We start from the raw sequence: 16,468 nt of genomic DNA, 5'->3' as shown, positions 1-16,468 counted from the left end.
CACCGCTTGGCGTCAGTATTTGTAAGCCTGACGCCCGATCAGCAGCCATTTGCCTTTTTGCTTCTGCCAGACCTGGAAGTTGTCGATATCGGTCGGCACTTCGACGCCGCTGTTCACGGCCAGGGCGTGAAAGTGGTTGCGCACCAGCGCGGTGTCGCCGTCCAGGGTGATGGTCTGGTTTTGCATTTCGAGGGTTTTGAACGCGCTGGTGTGGGTTTCCAGGTCAGCGATAAATTGCGCTTTGTTCTGCACCTTGCCGCTGGAGTGGCCATAGGTGAGCTTGTCGGACGTCAGCGCGTGCAGCGCCTTGAGGTCCAGGTGCAGCATGGCTTGGGTCAGTTGGTCGACCGCGTGAGCCACATCCTTTTCGGCCGGGGCAGGCGCAGCTGCGACGTAGCCGGTGAACAGGCACAGAAAACCGATCAGCACTTTGACGTTTGGCATGGGTGTTTCCTTATTGTTGTTGGGGTGAACACGACAACTTAAGTCGTCGTACAACCATGCAATATTTTCGGGGGGCAAGGAAAGTGAAATTTTGAAATATCTCGAAAAGATTAAGCTAGATGGCGTCGTAAATCACATAGCTTCTTGTACGACGTCCCAACACAATAAATAACTGAGGGCGGTACACCTTGTCGCTTCCAGCCCAACAAGCCGATCGCTATGCTACTGCGCAAATAACAAGCCGCCCGAGAGACAACATGGATTTTGACTGGCACAGCGACGCCATCACCCGCGCCACTCCCGTGACCCCACACTACAAAAATACCCAGAACGTTCGCCGTTTCATGCTCGAACACTGCGGCCCGACGTTCAAGTTCGACCGGCCGTTCATGGCCTGGATTCGCAACGACATGCCCAAAACCTTGGGCGATGTGGTGGATGAGTGGCAACGCCGCAACGAGGACGCACGCCCATGACACGCGACGAAAAATACCAGGCTGCCCAGGAACGCATCGGCTACCTGCTGGAGGAATTCAAAATCGGCGGCAACTACACGCCGTTGGTGCGCGATGGCAACCAACTGTACATCAGCGGCCAGATTCCGCGTGTCGGTGACACCCTCATGCTGCCGGGCAAGGTCGGTGAAAGCCTGACCCTGGCCCAGGCGCAAATCGCCGCCAGTATCAGCGCGTTGCGTTGCCTGGGGTTGCTCAAGCAAGCGCTGGGTTCGCTGGATCAGGTCAAGACCCTCGTGCGTATCACCGTGTATGTGCGCAGCGCAGAAGACTTTGATCAGCAAAGTGAAGTGGGCAACGCCGCGTCGGACCTGTTCCACGAAATCCTCGGCGCTGCCGGTGTGCACACGCGCACGTCGGTGGGGGTGATGCAGTTGCCCAAATCGGCGGCCGTCGAGATCGACATGATCGCTGTTGCACACGATTGAACTGGCGATGATCACCCAAGGGCTTGAGGTACTGAACGACTACGCCGTGCACTTGGCGCCGGGTCTGCTGCTGTTTGGTGCGTGGTTCGCGTTGACACCGAGAGCGCAGGTGGCGATGCGCATCCTGATTCTGCTGGCGGCGTTTGTGCTGATGCGCGATGTGATGACGCCGCTGGGTATGTGGGCGGTGAGTCGCGATGTGCAGATCGCATTCAGTGGCAATGCCTTCGTACTGGCGGCGCTGGGCGGGCTGTCGGTGCTGCTGATCATGCTGCTCTCACGCCTGGCACCCGAGTTGTGGCGGTTGATGCGTTGGTCCATTGGCAACCCGTTGGTTGGCATGGCGGTGGGGGTTGTGGTCGGCTGTTTGATCGGCGTGCCGCTGCGGGTTTACCAAGGCATTGATGCAAGCCAGTTCCACGGCTACTGGGTGTGGTTGCCGGGCATGGTGGTATTGGCCTATGGCGCCAATGCGCTGGAGGAAGTGCTGTTCCGCGGCTTTTTGCAGGGTTACCTGGAGCAACAGGTTTCGCCATTGCGCGCTGCATTGATCAGTGGCGTGGCCTTTGCAGCCTGCCATGGGTTCCTGGCCTTAAGCGTTACCCAACTGGGCTGGCCGGTGTTGCTGTTCACCCTGCTTGAAGGGTTGGCCTGTGCGCTGGTGCGCATGCGTTACGGCGTACTGCCCGCCGCACTCGCCCACGGCACCGCCATCCTGCTGATCGCCGTGCCCTACATGGCCTGATATTAAACACAACCCTGATCGCCCTGATCGTTCCCACGCTCCGCGTGGGAATGCAACCCTGGACGCTCTGCGTCCGCTCTTGAAGTCGTGACGCGGAGCGTCACAGAATGCGTTCCCACGCGGAGCGTGGGAACGATCAGTGATCCCACAATTTTTACAGCGGCGGTGTGCGCGGCGGGATCAGGCGTTTGCTGCCGGTGGCTTCATACGCGCTGGCAAAGCTCAGCAGCGCCGAATCATCGTAAGCACGACCGGCAAAGGTCAGGCCGACGGGCATGCCGATGTCGGCCATCACGCCCATCGGCACGGTGACGGTGGGCACGCCGAGGTGGCGGATGGCGAGGTTGCCGTTAGCGACCCACACGCCATTGCTCCAGGCGATGTCGGCACTGGCTTCATTCACGTCGGCATCTGCCGGGCCTACATCGGCCACGGTCGGGAACAGCACCGCATCGAGCCCAAGCGTGTCCATCCAGTCTTCCAGGTCGATGCGCCGGGTTTGCTCCAGGCCGCGCAAACCGTCCGGCACCGTGCTGATCTCGTTCCACGGCGTGATGCCGCGCTGGGCCATGCGCACGTATTCGTCCATGCCGGCGGCCAGGTCATCTTCACGGTTGGGCAGGGTGCCCGGGTCGTGCGGGAAGATCTTCGGCCCATCGACATCCGCCAGGCGGTTGAGCGCCGGGTCGTTGTTGGCGCGCAGGAAGTCATCGAAGGCCCAGGCCGACAGTTCCCACAATTCGTCGTGCAGGAATTCCCTGGAAACCAAGCCACGGGTAAACACGGTTGGCGCGCCAGGGCGATCGCCTTCGCAGTTGGACACCAGCGGGAAATCCACCTCGATCACTTCGGCGCCGGCGGCTTGCAGCGCTTGGCGTGCGCCTGCCCACAGGTCGATCACGCTGGCGCGGGTGTTGATCTTCTGCCCGGTCGGCCCGCCAATGCCGGGCTTTTCGCTGGTGCCCGCCTCGGGGTCGGCATTGATGTACATGCGCGGCACGCCGAAACGTTTACCGGCGAGGGCTTCGCTGCTCACAGCCAGGTCGGCGTAAGACGCGGGGCGCACCGACGCTACGCTTGGGATTGGCACCCAGGGCTGCAGGCGCCACAGGTCGCCACGGGTGTCGGAGTCTTCGGCGACCACCACATCCAGCACTTCCAGCAGGTCGGCCATGGTGCGTGCATAGGGCACCACCACGTCCATGGTCGGCGTGAGCGGCCAGTTGCCGCGCACCGAAATCACCCCACGGGACGGTGTGTAGGCGCACAAACCATTGTTGGACGCCGGGCCGCGCCCGCTCGACCAGGTTTCTTCAGCCACACCAAAGGCGGCGAAGCTTGCCGCCGTGGCGGTACCCGCGCCGTTGGACGAACCGGAGGCAAATGGTGCAGTCAGGTAGTCGGCGTTGTAAGGGCTTTCGGCACGGCCATACACACCCCGCTGCATCCCGCCATTGGCCATCGGCGGCATATTGGTCTTGCCCAGGCAGATGGCGCCGCCCGCTCGCAAGCGTTCGATGGTGAAGGCGTCGCGCTGCGCAACCAGCTTGGCAAAGGCCGGGCTGCCGGATGCGGCCGTAAGGCCCTTGACCAGGTAGCTGTCCTTGGCGGTATAGGGAATGCCGTCCAATGGCCCCAACGTTTCGCCCCTGGCCCGGCGCGCATCGGACGCTTCGGCTTCTTTAAGGGCTTCGGGGTTGCGCACTACCACGGCGTTCAAGGCGGTGGCGGTCTGCGGGCCGTCATAGGCATCGATCCGCGCCAGGTAGGCGTTTACCAGTTCAACGGCAGTGGTCTGGCCGGTTTCAAGCGCCGCGCGCAGTTGGGCAATGGAGACTTCGGTAACTTGCATCACGTTTTTTTCGCCGCCTTCAAGTGGGAGGTATGGCGGCAGTCTACGGACAGATATTTCACAAAACCAGCGCGGCATGCTCCGCATAGGCGGCGCGCATGACTTGCCACGTCGGCTCGTCAGCCGGAATCAGATGCTCGATACGCAGCGACGTGAGGGTGATGTCCTGGGGCATGCCGAACGTGGTGAAGGTCGACAGAAAGCTCAGCTCGCCCTGGGGTGAGCGGATGCGCGTCAGCACCAAGGGCGGCATGTGGCCGGATGGTTCGGTGTGGGTGGGCGTCGGCAGGCTGGCTAATAAAACCGCCAATTCAGGATTGCCCAACGCCTCACGGCTGGCGCGTTGCCAGGCAAGCGTGCGGATCTCTTCGGCGTTGATCAGGTGGTCGCCCAAGCCGCCGGTTTGCAGCAGCGTGGTCAGCAGGTTCAGCCCGTCTGCCGCATCCGGTTCAAGCCCCAACAATTCAAACAGAACGCCGGTACTCGCATTCGCCGCCAGCACTTGCCATTGGCTGTCGAGCAGAATCGCCGGGGCCGGGTTATTGGCGTGCAACACATGGCTGACGGCTTCGCGAATCGCGGCCATGGCCGGTGAGGCGAGCGGGGTGGCGGTGTAGCGTGGCGCGTAGCCGGCGGCGAGGAACACGCGATTGCACTGCTCAAGCGGCACATCCAGCGCGGTCAGTAAATTGTGCAACGTGCCCGGGCTCGGCTTGGCGCGGCCGGTTTCGATGTAACTGAGGTGGCGTTGCGAAACGCCGGTGATCAGCGCCAGGTCCAGCTGGCTCAGCTTGGCGTGGCGACGCAGTTGGCGCAGCTGGTCGCCGGCAGTAGTGTCCATGGCGGGTTCATAACCTGTGAGGTCATTGCGAGGGCCAAGACCTTATCACTATCGTGAGCTTCATTCACTTCAAGGACGAGACCATGCACAGACCCTCTATTGCCCTGGTCGGGTTAGTTGGATTTTCACTCTATACACTGGTGACGATGCTCACCGCCGAGCAATCGCTGCTGGCCTTCGGGCGGCAATTGATGTCGCGTCCGGACACCGCGCAGGTAGTGATGGACCTGTACCTGATGGCGGTGCTGGCGTGTGTGTGGATGTATCGGGATGCGCGTGGTCGCGGGCGGTCAGTCGTGTCTGTGCTGCCGTATTTTGCGCTGACGGCGGTGTTTGTTTCGGTGGGGCCGTTGCTTTATATCGTCGTCAATGGGTTGCGCGATGAATGACCTGCTGGCTATCTACGCAGGCTGTGTGCTGGTGCTGTGCCTGAAAATGTTTGCGATTTCCTGCTATCAGGGTTTTTGGCGGATTCGGCGGCGGGCGTTCACCAACCTTGAAGATGCGGCGTTCTTCAGCCGCATGGCGCAGCCACAAGAATTGCCGCACGTCGTGAGGGCGCAAAGGGCGTGGGCCAATGACCTGGAAAACATCCCGCTGTTTTTTGTGTTGGGCGGATTATGTGTGGCGCTGGGGAGTTCCCAGGGTGTCACGGGTTGGCTCTTTGGCCTGTTTACCCTGGCTCGATTGGCGCACACGGTGACGTATCTGGCAGGGCTGCAACCCTGGCGCACGCTGGCCTATGCAGTGGGCGTGGCCTGCCTCTTCGGGCTCGGTGCCCTGGTGGTCTTGAGGCTGAGATGAAATCCCCCCTGGCTGAGCAAACTTATTGTGGCAAGCCCGCTCGCCACAACAAGCCCGCTCGCCACAAGAAAACCTGGCCATAGGCAAGGGATTAAGGGTTCAGAAACGCCTGGTAATTGTCTTTGGTGATCTGCTGATAAGGAATGGTCAGCTCAGCCACATAGGGTTCCTTCTTGACCATCTTCACCGCCAGATCAATCGAGCCGACGGCCTGGCCTTTGTTGTCCTGATACACCGTCACCAGCAACTGGCCCTTCTTCACCGCGTCCAGCCCCGCTGCGCCGCCATCGCTGCCGGCCACCAGGATATCCTTGCCCGGTTGCATGCCCGCCTGGCTGATCGCCATGGCGGCGCCAATCGCCATTTCATCGGCATTCGCCGCCACGGCATCGATTTTGCGTCCGGACACAATCCAGTTGCTCATCAGGTCAATCGCCTTGCCGCGCTGCCATTCGGCGCTTTGCTCCTCGACAATCTTGATGTCCGGGTAATCCTTGAGCACCGTCTTCACCCCCAGCGTGCGGTTGTGCGTGGCGTTGTTGGACAACAGCCCGAGCATGATCGCTAGGTTGCCCTTGCCGCCCATTTTCTCTGCCAGGTAGCGCATCTGGATTTCCCCGGCCTTGATCTCATCCGAGCCAACATAACCCACGCCCGGCGGCACGTCCTGGAACTCCGGGCGGCGGTTGACGTACACCAGCGGGATCTTGGCCTGCTGGGCATTGACGGTCATTTTCTGCGTGGCCGCCGTGTCCACCGCGTTGACGATAATCGCGTCCATGCCCTGGGCGGTAAAGTTCTGCACCTGATTGAGCTGGCGCACCACATCGCCCTGTGCGTCTTCAAATTGCAAAGTCACGCCGGGCAGCTCCTTGGCGTGGGCGGCCATGTAGTCACGCATCTGTGCGAGGAACACATCGTCGACCTGGGCGATGCTCACGCCGATACGAATATCCGCCCAGGCCCAGGGCGTAACAGCGAGGGTCAGCAGTGCTGCGAGAAGTTGCTTCTTCATGGTGGTGCTCCGTTCTTTTTGTTGCTGTAAAAGCAGTGTGATTCACGCCTGGCGCTTGGCCCGCAGCTGCGCCACGGCAGCGGCGAAGTGCGCAGAGGGCCAGCGTTCGTTGAGGGCTTGTTGCATTAATTGTTGCCCGGTTTGCGGGGCGAGCCCGTGCAAGGGCGGGTCGGTGTCAAGGTTGGTGGGGAAGGCGTAACTGTCGGCCGTACAGGCGATCACCGCTTCGGCATTCAACGCAGGGTTGGCCAGCAGCACCGGGTACACCGCGAGCATCATGCGGTCGCGGTCGAGGGCTTCCATGGGTTTGCCGAATGCCGAGGAAATTTGCAGCAAGTTGGCCATGCGCCGGTGATGTGTCGTGCGGTTGCTGCCCGCCGCGTGGAACAGCGCCGGGTTGAAGAACAGCAGGTCGCCCTTGTTCAGCGGCAGTTGCACGGCGTGCTGCTGGAAGTAGTCGATAAACTCCGCGCGGCGCCAGGCCAGGTAACCCAGCGGGTATTGCTGGGAGAAGGGCAGCAGTTGGGTCGGCCCGCTTTCCAGCGGCATATCCGAATGGGCTACCGCGCCTTGCAGCGTCAAGTATTGCGACAACAGATGCAGCGGCAGCGGAAAGCGTTCAACCACCTCAGTGGTCTGAAAGCCCAGGTGATAGTCACGGTGCGGCTGCTGTGCTTGCCCGCCAGGGTGGACCACGTTGACTTGCGCCGTCATCTGAAAGCTCGGGCCTAGCCACGCTTCGGCGATCAAACCGAGCAGCGGGTTGGCGTAGTACTCGGCAAACGATTCCGGCGACTGCAGCGCGGCTTTCTGCAGCGAATTCCAGATGCGCCCGTTGCTGCCGGCCTGGGCAAAATGGTCGGCGGCCACGCCTTGCGCAGCCTCATGGGCAAAGATCGCCTCGAATACCTGGCTATGGCGATCGACCACCGCCAGGTCTTCATAGGCCTGGCGCACCACCATCACCCCAGGCCCGTCGCGGAACAGGTGATGCAGCTCATCCATGACGCGCAAGCGCTCGCTGTTGCGTAAAGTGCCGGCCTGATAGATCGGCACATTGCTCACCACCTCGGCACACAGCGGGTAGTCCTCGGCGTTGGTCCGTTGGGCGCAAATACGGCTGAAATCCGCCAGGCGCACCGCCGCGCCGGTCACGAACGCCGACATCACACACCTCCCGGCAGGCTCAGTGCCTGGTGCGGTTGCGGGCTGCCGCTGTCGGTGCAGCCGACCACGCCTTGCTCTAGGTCGATCACCGAGCCGGTCATCATCCCGGCTTCACGCGAGAGCAAAAACGCCACGCTTTGCGCCACTTCTTCGGGCTTGAGCAGCCGCCCGAACGGCTGCGCGCGCTCGGCCTCGGCCAGCCAGCCGTCCTGCGCGCCGTGGTATTGGCGCTGGATCTGATCCTCGTGAGGCGTGTCCATCCAGCCGATATTCAGGCCATTCACGCGGATGCGATTACGCAATGCGCTGAACGCCACGTTCTTGGTCAAAATCGCCAGCGCGCCCTTGGACGCCGCATAGGCGCTCAAAAACGATTGCCCGCCATGCCCGGTGATGCTCTGGATATTCACCACCGCGCCTTCCACGCCGGTGCTGATCATCAGCTTGAGTGCTTCCTGCATCAGAAAAAACGGCGCCCGCACGTTCACCGCAAACAGCCGGTCAAACAGCTCGGGCGAGGTGTCGAGAATAGTGCCGCGATCCGACATGCCGGCGCAGTTCACCAGCCCGTGCAAGGTGCCGAAGTGGGTGCGTGCTGCGTCGATGATCGCACGGCAATCCTCGACGTTTTCCAGGTCGGCCTCGACAAAAAATGCCTGGCAATCGAGCTGTGCCAGTTGCCGGACCTGCTCTTCGCCCTCGGCGCGGCGGCGCCCGCAGACGATCAGCCCGGCAGCGCCACGCTGCGCCAGGGTATGTGCCACGGCAGCGCCCAGCCCCTGAGTGCTGCCGGTGACAACAAAATATTGGCCGTTGAATGCGCTAGCGAGATCGGTGTGAGGCATGCGGTTCTCCTGAAATTGTTGTTGTTTTATCGACCCGGCTCGACGCCGGGCAAAACTGAGACTAGCATTGCAAAACCTCAGTAACGCCCAAAAAAGACCTCAAAAACACCTCAGGCGAACCGCATGCTCGAACGCGCAAAACACTTCTCCATCAAGCAGCTCGCGACCCAGGCCGGCGTGAGCAAAGCCACGGTCGACCGCGTGTTGCACCAGCGCGGCAGCGTGCATGCGCAGACCACCCGGCGCATCGAGCAGGCGCTGGATGAGTTGGAGGCCCAGGAAAAAAACGGTCTGGCGGTGGGGCGCACGTTTCACGTCGATGTGATCATGCACACACCCCAGCGCTTCAGCGCGGCGGTGCAGGCGGCGATCACCGCGCAATTGGGCAGCTTGGCGCCGTTTCGCATCGCGCCGCGTTTTCACCTGTTTGAAGAAATCGAACCCCAGGCCATGCATGACCAATTACTGCGCTGCCTCGACACCGGCAGCCAGGGCGTGGTGCTTAAAGCGGCGGATGAGCCGGCGGTGAATCAGGCCGTCAAGCAGCTGATCGCGGCCGGCATTCCCGTGGTAACCCTGGTCACCGACCTGCCGCAAAGCGAGCGCATCGGTTATGTAGGCATGGACAACCGCACCGCCGGCCAAACCGCGGCCTACCTGATGTCGCGCTGGCTGCCGGCGCAACCCCAGGACGTAGCGGTGGTGATCGGCAGCGAACTGTTCCGTGGCGAAGAAGAGCGCGAGATGGGCTTTCGCGCCTGGCTGCGTGGGCGTGCCCCGCACCTGCGGGTGCTGGATATCAGCGGCGGCTATGGCGTGTACGACCGCACGTTTGAGCGCGTCACCCAGGCCCTCAAGCAACACCCCGAACTCAAGGCGGTGTACAGCGTCGGCGGCGGTAACCGCGCGATTGTCGATGCCTTCACCGCGCTCGAGCGCCCGCTGGAAGTGTTTATCGGCCATGACCTGGACGAAGAAAATCGCCAGCTGCTGCTGGAAGAAAAAGTCGCCGCGATCATCGACCACAACCTGCAGATCGATGCCCGCAGCGTGTTTTTGCACATCCTGCAACACCACCGGCTATGGAAAACCGGGCCGATTGCGCCGTCACAGGTGCAGATCGTGACACCGTTCAACCTGCCGGACTGAAGCTCCCTCAATAACAACGCCAGGAGTTCGACCATGCTACGTATTGCCGTTTTAGGTGCCGGGCGCATCGCCAGGATCCACGCCGCCAACGTCGCCGCTCACCCCAACGCCACGCTGGTGCTGGTGGCCGACCCCTGGCGCGAAGGTGTCGATGCGCTCAGCACACAATTGGGCTGCGAAGCGGCCTATGACTGCGCCGCCGTGCTTGCCCGCCAAGACATTGATGCCGTGGTGATCGGCACGCCCACCGACACTCATATCGACTTGCTGCTGGCAGCGGTGGCCGCAGGCAAGGCGGTACTGTGCGAAAAGCCCATCGACCTGGATATCGCCAAGGCTCGCAGCGCCGCCCAGGCCGTCGAACGCCTGGGCGGCAAGGTGATGCTCGGTTTCAACCGACGTTTTGACCCCGACATGCTGCGTCTGCGCCAGGCGCTGGACGCCGGCCAGATCGGCGCGGTGCGCCAGGTGATCATCACCAGTCGCGACCCCGGCCTGGCGCCGCGTGACTACCTGGAACACTCCGGTGGCATCCTGCGCGACATGACCATCCATGACTTCGACACCGCCCGCCACCTGCTCGGCGAGGAGCCGGTGCAAGTCAGTGCCTTCGCCAGCCGCTTGGTGGACCCGAGCCTGGCCGACATCGACGACTACGACAGTGTGATGGTGCTGCTGCGCACGGCCTCCGGCAAGCAATGCCACATCAACTGCTGTCGCCAGGCGGTGTACGGCTATGACCAGCGCGTGGAAGTGTCCGGCGCCACGGGCGTGCTGCTCACCGACAACCACCGCCCCAGCACGTTGCGCCATTGGAGTGCCGACCACACCGAAGCGCTGGAGCCGTTGCAGCACTTTTTCCTCGAGCGTTACGCGGATGCTTATCGCAATGAGCTAACACAGTTTATTGACGCGCTGAACGCTGGCCGAGAGCTACCGACCAGCGTGCGTGATGGCCTGTATGCCTTGCACCTGGCCGATAGTGCATTGGAGTCGGTGAAGACCGGGCGCAGCGTAGCGGTGCATTACGACCTTTAGCCGAACGTGCCGGTCTGGTCCACCAGACGAATGCTGTCGCGCCCGCCACGCTTGGTTTCGTAGAGCGTGGTGTCGCCTTGTTCGATCAGCGCGGCCAGGCTTGCCGGTGGTTGGTCGAACAGGTTGGCGCCGATGCTCAAGGTCACCGGCGCCGGCGTGGTAAAGGTTTCAGCGGCGACTTGCTGGAACTGTTCACGCAAGCGGCTGCCCAGCTCGACAATCTGCTGGGTCGAGGTGTTGTTCAGTAGAATCAAAAACTCGTCCCCACCCAGGCGCGCAGCTAACGCACTTTGGGGTACGACGCTGCGGATCATCTCGCTGAGGGCGATGAGCAAACGGTCGCCGGCGGTATGGCCGTAGAGGTCGTTGACCCCTTTGAAGTTGTCGATATCGATCAACAGCACGGCGCCTGGCTGGGCCGACGAGACTTGCGCCAACAGGCGGGGCGCTTGCAGGTCAAGGGCGCGGCGGTTGAAGAGCGCAGTGAGTGGGTCGCGGGCCGCCAGCCGCGCGATGTGCTGCTCGCGGCGGTAGCGTTCGGAGCCGGTCATCGACAGCGCGATCAACATGATCGCCATCGCACCTTCCACCAGGGACACCTGGATGATTTCGCCCTTGAAGGCAGCCAGGTCAATCAGTGTGCCGGGGATCATCACTGACAACGCTTTGGCTACATAAAACGCGCCATGGATCAGCAGCACATAGCGCAACTGCACCGCGCCGATGCTGAGTGATTTGCCGTGCGGGCGCAGCAAAAAGCTGGCGCGCAGAGTCGGCGCTGCCACCAGCAGCGACTGCACCGCCAGCATGGCTTTGGACCATGGGAGCTCGGCTGGAAGCATCAGCATTCCCAGCCACACCAGCAGCATCAACAGCCATAGCGGTGAAAGGCGCGCCTGGGTAAAACGCGCCACGCCGAGCAGGAACAGAAAGTGCGCAGTCACCAGCAAGCCGTTGGCGAACCAGATGCCGATCATTAACAGGCCACTGCCGCGCAGCAACGCCAGGGTGGAGCCGACGCTGATGGTCGCAAAACCTGCAGCCCAGAACAGCAGGGAAGCCTCGCGTACGCTGCGCCATTCAATGGCCAGATACAACGCGGCAGCGGCGGCCAGCGCGATGGTCAGAATCAGAATCGTAGGAGGGTCGAGCGTCATGTCGTGCCGGGCTGCCTGGGTGTGCGCTTGAAAATCGGGATTGTAAGCGCACACGCAGGTTTTTCAGAGCATTCCGGCTAATAGCACACGGCCAGCCGATAATCGGCGGGTCAGACGCCTTTGGTCGAAGGCAGCAATATCGTCAGGATGCCCGCCAGTGGCAGGAACGAGCAGATCTTATAAACGTACTCAATGCCGTGGTTGTCAGCGAGCAAGCCCAGCAGCGCAGCACCAATGCCGCTGAAGCCGAACATCAGGCCGAAGAAGATACCGGCGATCATGCCCACATTGCCCGGCACCAGTTCCTGGGCGAAGACCACGATGGCCGAGAAGGCCGAGGCGATGATAAAGCCGATGACCACGCTGAGTACGGCGGTCCAGAACAGGTCGACGTAGGGCAGGGCCAGGGTGAAGGGCGCCGCGCCGAGGATCGAGAACCAGATGACTTTCTTGCGCCCGATCTTGTCGCCAATCGGGCCACCGGCGAAGGTGCCCACCGCCACCGCGCCAAGGAACAGGAACAGGTACATCTGCGAACTGGCCACCGACAGCTGGAACTTCTCGATCAGGTAGAACGTGAAGTAGCTGGTCAGGCTGGTCATGTAGAAGTATTTGGAGAACACCAGCAGCGCCAGCACCACCAGGGCAAAGGTCACGCGGCCTTTGGACAGGCCATGAGTGGCCTTGCCGCCTTGCTTGAGCTTGAACAGGTTGAGGTGGTTGCGGTACCAGCGGCTCAGGCCGTACAGCACCAGAATCGCAAACACGGCGAACAGCCCGAACCAGGCGATATGGCTCTGGCCGTAAGGAATGATGATCGCCGCCGCCAGCAATGGGCCGAAGGCGCTGCCGGTGTTGCCGCCGACCTGGAAGGTCGATTGCGCCAGGCCATAACGCCCACCGGAGGCCAGGCGTGCGACGCGCGAGGTTTCCGGGTGAAAGGTCGACGAGCCGACGCCCACCAGGGCCGCCGCCAGCAAAATGGCCGGGAAGGTGCCGACAAACGCCAGCATCAGAATGCCGATCAAGGTGCACACCATGCCGGCCGGCAACAGCCAGGGCTTGGGGTGGCGGTCGGTGTGGTAGCCGATCCAGGGTTGCAGCAGCGAGGCGGTCAATTGGAAGGTCAGGGTGATCAGGCCCACCTGGGTAAAGCTCAGCCCGTAGTTGGCTTTGAGCATCGGGTAGATCGAGGGCAGCACGGCCTGGATCAGGTCATTGATCAGGTGGGCCAAGGCGCAGGCGCCGAGGACGCGCATGACCAAGGGGCTCACTTGGGGTGTAGTGGTTGCAGCGGCGGGTGACGCGGTAACGGTCGTCATGCAGGCATTCCATACAGGGCAGCAAACTGAGGTGGCGAGTACTTGAGCCCGGCACCCATTTCTAATTGTTTCGGCGGTTATGCTAAATTCGGTGCCAATGCCTGTCTCACGAAATTCGGGAGGCAACTGTCGCAAAAAGGGCGAAATGATCAAACCACTGAATGAATTTTTGCAGGAAATCGACGCAGGCGACTGGGCTGTCATCAGTTCCGCTACCGATTACCCCGAAAACTGGGTGATCCCCGAGCATAGCCACGAAAAGCACCAGTTACTCTACGCCATCGAGGGCGTGATGGTGGTGCACTCGGCGCACAACCAATGGACGGTGCCGTCCAATCGTGGCTTCTGGATGCCTTGCGGGCAAGTCCACTCGCTGCGCTGTGTCGGCCCGTTGAAAATGCGCAGTGTGTTTGTGCGCCCCGATGCGTTCCCGAACCTGCCGACCGAGACCAAGGCGGTGAGCGTTTCACCGTTGCTCAGTGAGCTGATCAAGGCGTCGGTGAGTTTGAAACCGCCGTATGCCGAGGACTCACGCGATGCGCGGATCATGCACCTGATCCTCGATGAGCTGGCGATTCTGCCGGCCTTGCCGCTGTCGTTGCCACAACCGGGCGACCCGCGTATCAACCGGATTTGCCTGGCGCTGCAGCAGGATCCCGGGGATGCGTCGACGGTGGAGGATTGGAGTGGGCGCCTTGAGCTGGACCAGAAGACCATCCAGCGTCTGTTTCGCAAGGAAACCGGGTTGACCTTTGGCCAATGGCGCCAGCAGGCGCGCTTGCTGCTGGCGCTGGAGCGGATTGCGGTGGGGCAGAAGATTATCGATGTTGCCATCGAACTGGGCTACGAGAGCCCGAGCGCCTTTACCAGCATGTTCAAGAAACAGTTTGGCAAGACGCCGAGTCAGTTTTTCAGGTAGGGCGGCTGGCCATCAACCCCGGCGCTGAGTGCCGCGCGGCCAGGCCTGCCAGCAGCGCGGCAACCCCCAGCGTGGCTGCGCTCAGTTCAAAGGTGGCCTGATAACCGCTGTGGTCGAACGCCACGCCACCGACAGTGGCACCGGCAGTAATCGCCAATTGAATGATTGCCACCATTAATCCACCGCCGGCCTCGGCATCGTCCGGCAACACGTGCGCCAACCAGGTCCACCAACCCACCGGCGCGGCGGTTGCCACGAAACCCCAGCAACCGAGTAACACGGCTGTGGTGACCGGCGAGCCGCCGAAGGCCACCAGAGCCACGGCGATCACCGCCATGATCAATGGAATGGCAATCAGCACAGGATACAGGCGGTTTTTCAGCACGCGCTCTATCAGCACAGTGCCCGCCAGCCCGGCCAGGCCGAGCACCAACAGCAGCAACGAGAGTGTGGAGGTACTGACCCGCGTGGCGCTTTCCAGAAACGGACGCAGGTAAGTGAACAGCATGAACTGGCCCATGAAAAAGCCGCTGATGGCGAGCATGCCCAGGGCCACAGGCGTCTGTTTGAACAAGCGCAGCACGTTGCCAGTCTTGGCCTGGCCTTGCACCTTGATCGCGGGCAAGCTGAACAGCAGCCATAGGCCAGCCGCTACCGCCACCGGCACGACGCAGAAAAATGCGCCACGCCAACCGATCAGTGCGCCGAGAAAACTGCCCAAGGGCGCCGCGATCACCGTCGCCAGTGCGTTGCCGCCATTCACGATCGCCAACGCGCGCGGTACTTGGGCCGTGGGCACCAGGCGCATGGCGGTCGCCGCCGACAGCGACCAGAAACCGCCGATGGCCACGCCGATCAGCGCGCGACCGAGCATGAACGTCAGGTAGTTCGGCGCCAGCGCCACCACGGTTCCAGACAGGATCATCAGGACGGTCAACGCCAACAGCAGACGCTTGCGCTCAACCCGCGCAGCGACGGCAGCGATGACCAGGCTGGTGAGCAAGGCGAACAGACCGGACACCGAGATGCCTTGGCCGGCCTGGCCTTCGGAAATCTGCAGGTCGGCGGCCAACGGCGTCAGCAGGCTTACCGGCATGAACTCAGAGGCCACCAGTGCGAACGCCGCCAACGACATCGCAAACACCGCGGCCCAGCTATGCATCTGTGATTTATCGGGCATTATTTCAAGTGGCCTTTGAAGAAAGTGGCGAGTCTGTCGAAAGGGATCAGATCGACCCGGTCGTAAAGATCGACATGGCCTGCGCCCGGGATAATCAGCAGTTCCTTGGGCTCGGCCGCGCGTTGGTAGGCGTCTTCACTGAATTCACGTGAGTGCGCGTCGGCGCCGGCGATCAATAACAGCGGGCGAGGGGATAGCGTCTCGATATCGTTGAAGGGGTAGAAGTTCAGGAACTTCACATTACTGGTCAGGGTCGGCCGCGTGGTGGTTTGCGGTGAGCCGCCGACAGGTGTGAATTCGCCGCGCGCCGTACGGTAGAAATCGTAAAACTCATCACCCACCGCATCGCCGGTGAGGGTGGCTGGCGTGCCGCCGGTGTAGACGGTCTCGCCGCCCTGGAATTCCACATAACGCTGGTTGGCGGCCTGGCGCAGCAGTTGCTGACGTTGCGCCAGCGTCACGCTATGTTTGAGGCCATTGCGGTTGGCCGCACCCATGTCGTACATGCTCACGGTAGCGATTGCCTTAAAGCGTGGGTCAATCTTCGCGGCGGCAATGGCGAAGCTGCCACTGCCGCAAATACCGATCACACCGATGCGCTCGCGATCAACTTGCGGGCGGGTACCGAGGAAATCCACGGCAGCGCTGAAGTCCTCGACGTAGAGGTCGGGCAGCACCGCATTGCGTGGTGAGCCTGCGCTATCGCCCCAGAATGACAAGTCCAGAGACAAGGTGACGAAGCCTTGTTCGGCCATTTTGGTGGCGTAGAGGTCTGCGCTCTGCTCTTTGACGGCGCCCATCGGGTGCCCAACCACAAGGGCTGGGTTTTTTGCGCCGGGGGCGAGGTTTTTCGGCATGAACAAATGGCCCGCCACCGCCATGCCGTACTGGTTGTTGAAGGTGACGTTTTGCACCGTCACTTTGTCGCTTTTGTAGAAGTTGTCAGCACCGTTGGACATATCGGCTCCCAATGAAGAAAAAGACGTCAGCAGCACGCTCAGGGCGAGCAAAAGGCTTTTCATGGCGTGATCCCGGATAAGGTTGGTC

Annotated in this window: 18 protein-coding genes; 8 read left to right on the top strand and 10 right to left on the bottom strand. The window is 61.8% G+C overall.

All coding sequences use genetic code 11. The features are described 5' to 3' along the window. Positions 1 to 12: 12 nt before the first annotated feature. Complete coding sequence (locus HBO23_RS08565; protein ID WP_138453055.1) at positions 13 to 444, bottom strand: nuclear transport factor 2 family protein; 432 nt, start codon at positions 442 to 444, stop codon at positions 13 to 15. Positions 445 to 701: 257 nt separating this feature from the next. Between HBO23_RS08565 and HBO23_RS08560 the strand changes: the two genes are divergently transcribed. From HBO23_RS08560 to HBO23_RS08550, 3 genes are read left to right on the top strand one after another with little or no spacing between them, the layout of a single operon-like run. Continuing rightward, positions 702 to 920 (top strand): DUF6434 domain-containing protein, encoded by a 219-nt coding sequence (locus tag HBO23_RS08560; protein ID WP_017138970.1) that lies wholly within the window; start codon positions 702 to 704, stop codon positions 918 to 920. Beyond that, the gene (locus HBO23_RS08555; protein WP_170037693.1) at positions 917 to 1,387 is read left to right on the top strand and encodes a RidA family protein; all 471 of its coding nucleotides are present in this window, start codon (positions 917 to 919) and stop codon (positions 1,385 to 1,387) included. Before HBO23_RS08560 ends, HBO23_RS08555 begins: the two co-directional genes overlap by 4 nt. Positions 1,388 to 1,394: 7 nt before the next feature. Beyond that, entirely contained in the window at positions 1,395 to 2,132 is a 738-nt protein-coding gene (locus HBO23_RS08550; RefSeq protein WP_170037766.1) for a CPBP family intramembrane glutamic endopeptidase, read from the top strand. A gap of 154 nt (positions 2,133 to 2,286) precedes the next feature. Here HBO23_RS08550 and HBO23_RS08540 read toward each other — a convergent pair whose 3' ends face one another. Beyond that, positions 2,287 to 3,987, bottom strand: coding sequence for an amidase (locus tag HBO23_RS08540; RefSeq protein WP_170037690.1), 1,701 nt, complete (start codon positions 3,985 to 3,987; stop codon positions 2,287 to 2,289). Between the two features lie 55 nt (positions 3,988 to 4,042). Then, a complete protein-coding gene (locus tag HBO23_RS08535) occupies positions 4,043 to 4,825 on the bottom strand; it encodes a helix-turn-helix domain-containing protein (protein WP_170037686.1) in 783 nt (260 codons plus the stop codon). An 83-nt stretch (positions 4,826 to 4,908) separates the two neighbouring features. Here HBO23_RS08535 and HBO23_RS08530 point away from each other — a divergent pair, with 83 nt between their 5' ends. After that, a complete protein-coding gene (locus HBO23_RS08530; protein ID WP_170037683.1) occupies positions 4,909 to 5,214 on the top strand; it encodes a DUF2834 domain-containing protein in 306 nt (101 codons plus the stop codon). Beyond that, positions 5,207 to 5,629 carry an MAPEG family protein gene (locus tag HBO23_RS08525; RefSeq protein WP_099549637.1) on the top strand — a complete coding sequence of 141 codons (423 nt, stop codon included), beginning with the start codon at positions 5,207 to 5,209 and terminating at the stop codon, positions 5,627 to 5,629. The genes HBO23_RS08530 and HBO23_RS08525 overlap by 8 nt, the downstream gene beginning before the upstream one ends. Positions 5,630 to 5,720: 91 nt before the next feature. Here the strand turns inward: HBO23_RS08525 and HBO23_RS08520 are convergent, their stop codons facing one another. Genes HBO23_RS08520 through HBO23_RS08510 form a run of 3 tightly spaced genes read right to left on the bottom strand, consistent with a single transcriptional unit; the run spans position 5,721 to position 8,656 of the window. Further along, complete coding sequence (locus tag HBO23_RS08520) at positions 5,721 to 6,644, bottom strand: sugar ABC transporter substrate-binding protein (protein WP_017138963.1); 924 nt, start codon at positions 6,642 to 6,644, stop codon at positions 5,721 to 5,723. A 42-nt stretch (positions 6,645 to 6,686) separates the two neighbouring features. Further along, complete coding sequence (locus HBO23_RS08515) at positions 6,687 to 7,811, bottom strand: phytanoyl-CoA dioxygenase family protein (RefSeq protein ID WP_170037680.1); 1,125 nt, start codon at positions 7,809 to 7,811, stop codon at positions 6,687 to 6,689. Next, positions 7,811 to 8,656: an SDR family oxidoreductase gene (locus HBO23_RS08510; RefSeq protein WP_017138961.1), complete on the bottom strand. Its 846-nt coding sequence runs from the start codon at positions 8,654 to 8,656 to the stop codon at positions 7,811 to 7,813. Before HBO23_RS08510 ends, HBO23_RS08515 begins: the two co-directional genes overlap by 1 nt. Before the next feature lie 123 nt (positions 8,657 to 8,779). On the opposite strand from HBO23_RS08510, the gene HBO23_RS08505 reads away from it, so the two are divergent. Further along, a complete protein-coding gene (locus tag HBO23_RS08505; protein ID WP_099549639.1) occupies positions 8,780 to 9,805 on the top strand; it encodes a LacI family DNA-binding transcriptional regulator in 1,026 nt (341 codons plus the stop codon). Between the two features lie 33 nt (positions 9,806 to 9,838). Continuing rightward, entirely contained in the window at positions 9,839 to 10,843 is a 1,005-nt protein-coding gene (gene iolG, locus HBO23_RS08500) for an inositol 2-dehydrogenase (protein ID WP_099549640.1), read from the top strand. Here iolG and HBO23_RS08495 read toward each other — a convergent pair. Both HBO23_RS08495 and HBO23_RS08490 read right to left on the bottom strand, forming a co-directional pair. After that, positions 10,840 to 12,000 carry a GGDEF domain-containing protein gene (locus HBO23_RS08495; RefSeq protein ID WP_017138959.1) on the bottom strand — a complete coding sequence of 387 codons (1,161 nt, stop codon included), beginning with the start codon at positions 11,998 to 12,000 and terminating at the stop codon, positions 10,840 to 10,842. The two genes, iolG and HBO23_RS08495, sit on opposite strands and share 4 nt — an antisense overlap. 110 nt (positions 12,001 to 12,110) lie before the next feature. Beyond that, complete coding sequence (locus HBO23_RS08490) at positions 12,111 to 13,322, bottom strand: MFS transporter (RefSeq protein WP_017138958.1); 1,212 nt, start codon at positions 13,320 to 13,322, stop codon at positions 12,111 to 12,113. Between the two features lie 97 nt (positions 13,323 to 13,419). Between HBO23_RS08490 and HBO23_RS08485 the strand changes: the two genes are divergently transcribed. Then, positions 13,420 to 14,241, top strand: coding sequence for a helix-turn-helix transcriptional regulator (locus tag HBO23_RS08485; RefSeq protein WP_065931628.1), 822 nt, complete (start codon positions 13,420 to 13,422; stop codon positions 14,239 to 14,241). Here the strand turns inward: HBO23_RS08485 and HBO23_RS08480 are convergent. Together HBO23_RS08480 and HBO23_RS08475 are read right to left on the bottom strand one after the other, a co-directional pair. Then, positions 14,234 to 15,421, bottom strand: coding sequence for an MFS transporter (locus HBO23_RS08480; protein WP_170037677.1), 1,188 nt, complete (start codon positions 15,419 to 15,421; stop codon positions 14,234 to 14,236). The genes HBO23_RS08485 and HBO23_RS08480 overlap by 8 nt on opposite strands. Then, positions 15,421 to 16,443 (bottom strand): alpha/beta hydrolase, encoded by a 1,023-nt coding sequence (locus HBO23_RS08475; RefSeq protein ID WP_099549642.1) that lies wholly within the window; start codon positions 16,441 to 16,443, stop codon positions 15,421 to 15,423. The genes HBO23_RS08480 and HBO23_RS08475 overlap by 1 nt, the downstream gene beginning before the upstream one ends. Positions 16,444 to 16,468 lie beyond the last annotated feature (25 nt).

It is taken from the genome of Pseudomonas sp. WS 5532 (assembly GCF_012985445.1).
GTDB lineage: Bacteria > Pseudomonadota > Gammaproteobacteria > Pseudomonadales > Pseudomonadaceae > Aquipseudomonas > Aquipseudomonas edaphica.
The sequence above is the reverse complement of the archived record's forward strand: the minus strand, read 5'-3'. Positions and strand labels throughout refer to the sequence as shown.

Bases quoted from the DNA above. Each gene is read 5' to 3' on its own strand.
- HBO23_RS08530 (WP_170037683.1), top strand. From the start codon at position 4,909: ATGCACAGACCCTCTATTGCCCTGGTCGGGTTAGTTGGATTTTCACTC.
- HBO23_RS08510 (WP_017138961.1), bottom strand. From the start codon at position 8,656: ATGCCTCACACCGATCTCGCTAGCGCATTCAACGGCCAATATTTTGTT.
- HBO23_RS08560 (WP_017138970.1), top strand. From the start codon at position 702: ATGGATTTTGACTGGCACAGCGACGCCATCACCCGCGCCACTCCCGTG.
- HBO23_RS08475 (WP_099549642.1), bottom strand. From the start codon at position 16,443: ATGAAAAGCCTTTTGCTCGCCCTGAGCGTGCTGCTGACGTCTTTTTCT.
- HBO23_RS08495 (WP_017138959.1), bottom strand. From the start codon at position 12,000: ATGACGCTCGACCCTCCTACGATTCTGATTCTGACCATCGCGCTGGCC.
- HBO23_RS08515 (WP_170037680.1), bottom strand. From the start codon at position 7,811: ATGTCGGCGTTCGTGACCGGCGCGGCGGTGCGCCTGGCGGATTTCAGC.
- HBO23_RS08520 (WP_017138963.1), bottom strand. From the start codon at position 6,644: ATGAAGAAGCAACTTCTCGCAGCACTGCTGACCCTCGCTGTTACGCCC.
- HBO23_RS08565 (WP_138453055.1), bottom strand. From the start codon at position 444: ATGCCAAACGTCAAAGTGCTGATCGGTTTTCTGTGCCTGTTCACCGGC.
- HBO23_RS08555 (WP_170037693.1), top strand. From the start codon at position 917: ATGACACGCGACGAAAAATACCAGGCTGCCCAGGAACGCATCGGCTAC.
- HBO23_RS08525 (WP_099549637.1), top strand. From the start codon at position 5,207: ATGAATGACCTGCTGGCTATCTACGCAGGCTGTGTGCTGGTGCTGTGC.
- HBO23_RS08535 (WP_170037686.1), bottom strand. From the start codon at position 4,825: ATGGACACTACTGCCGGCGACCAGCTGCGCCAACTGCGTCGCCACGCC.
- HBO23_RS08550 (WP_170037766.1), top strand. From the start codon at position 1,395: ATGATCACCCAAGGGCTTGAGGTACTGAACGACTACGCCGTGCACTTG.
- iolG (WP_099549640.1), top strand. From the start codon at position 9,839: ATGCTACGTATTGCCGTTTTAGGTGCCGGGCGCATCGCCAGGATCCAC.
- HBO23_RS08505 (WP_099549639.1), top strand. From the start codon at position 8,780: ATGCTCGAACGCGCAAAACACTTCTCCATCAAGCAGCTCGCGACCCAG.
- HBO23_RS08485 (WP_065931628.1), top strand. From the start codon at position 13,420: ATGCCTGTCTCACGAAATTCGGGAGGCAACTGTCGCAAAAAGGGCGAA.
- HBO23_RS08490 (WP_017138958.1), bottom strand. From the start codon at position 13,322: ATGACGACCGTTACCGCGTCACCCGCCGCTGCAACCACTACACCCCAA.
- HBO23_RS08480 (WP_170037677.1), bottom strand. From the start codon at position 15,421: ATGCCCGATAAATCACAGATGCATAGCTGGGCCGCGGTGTTTGCGATG.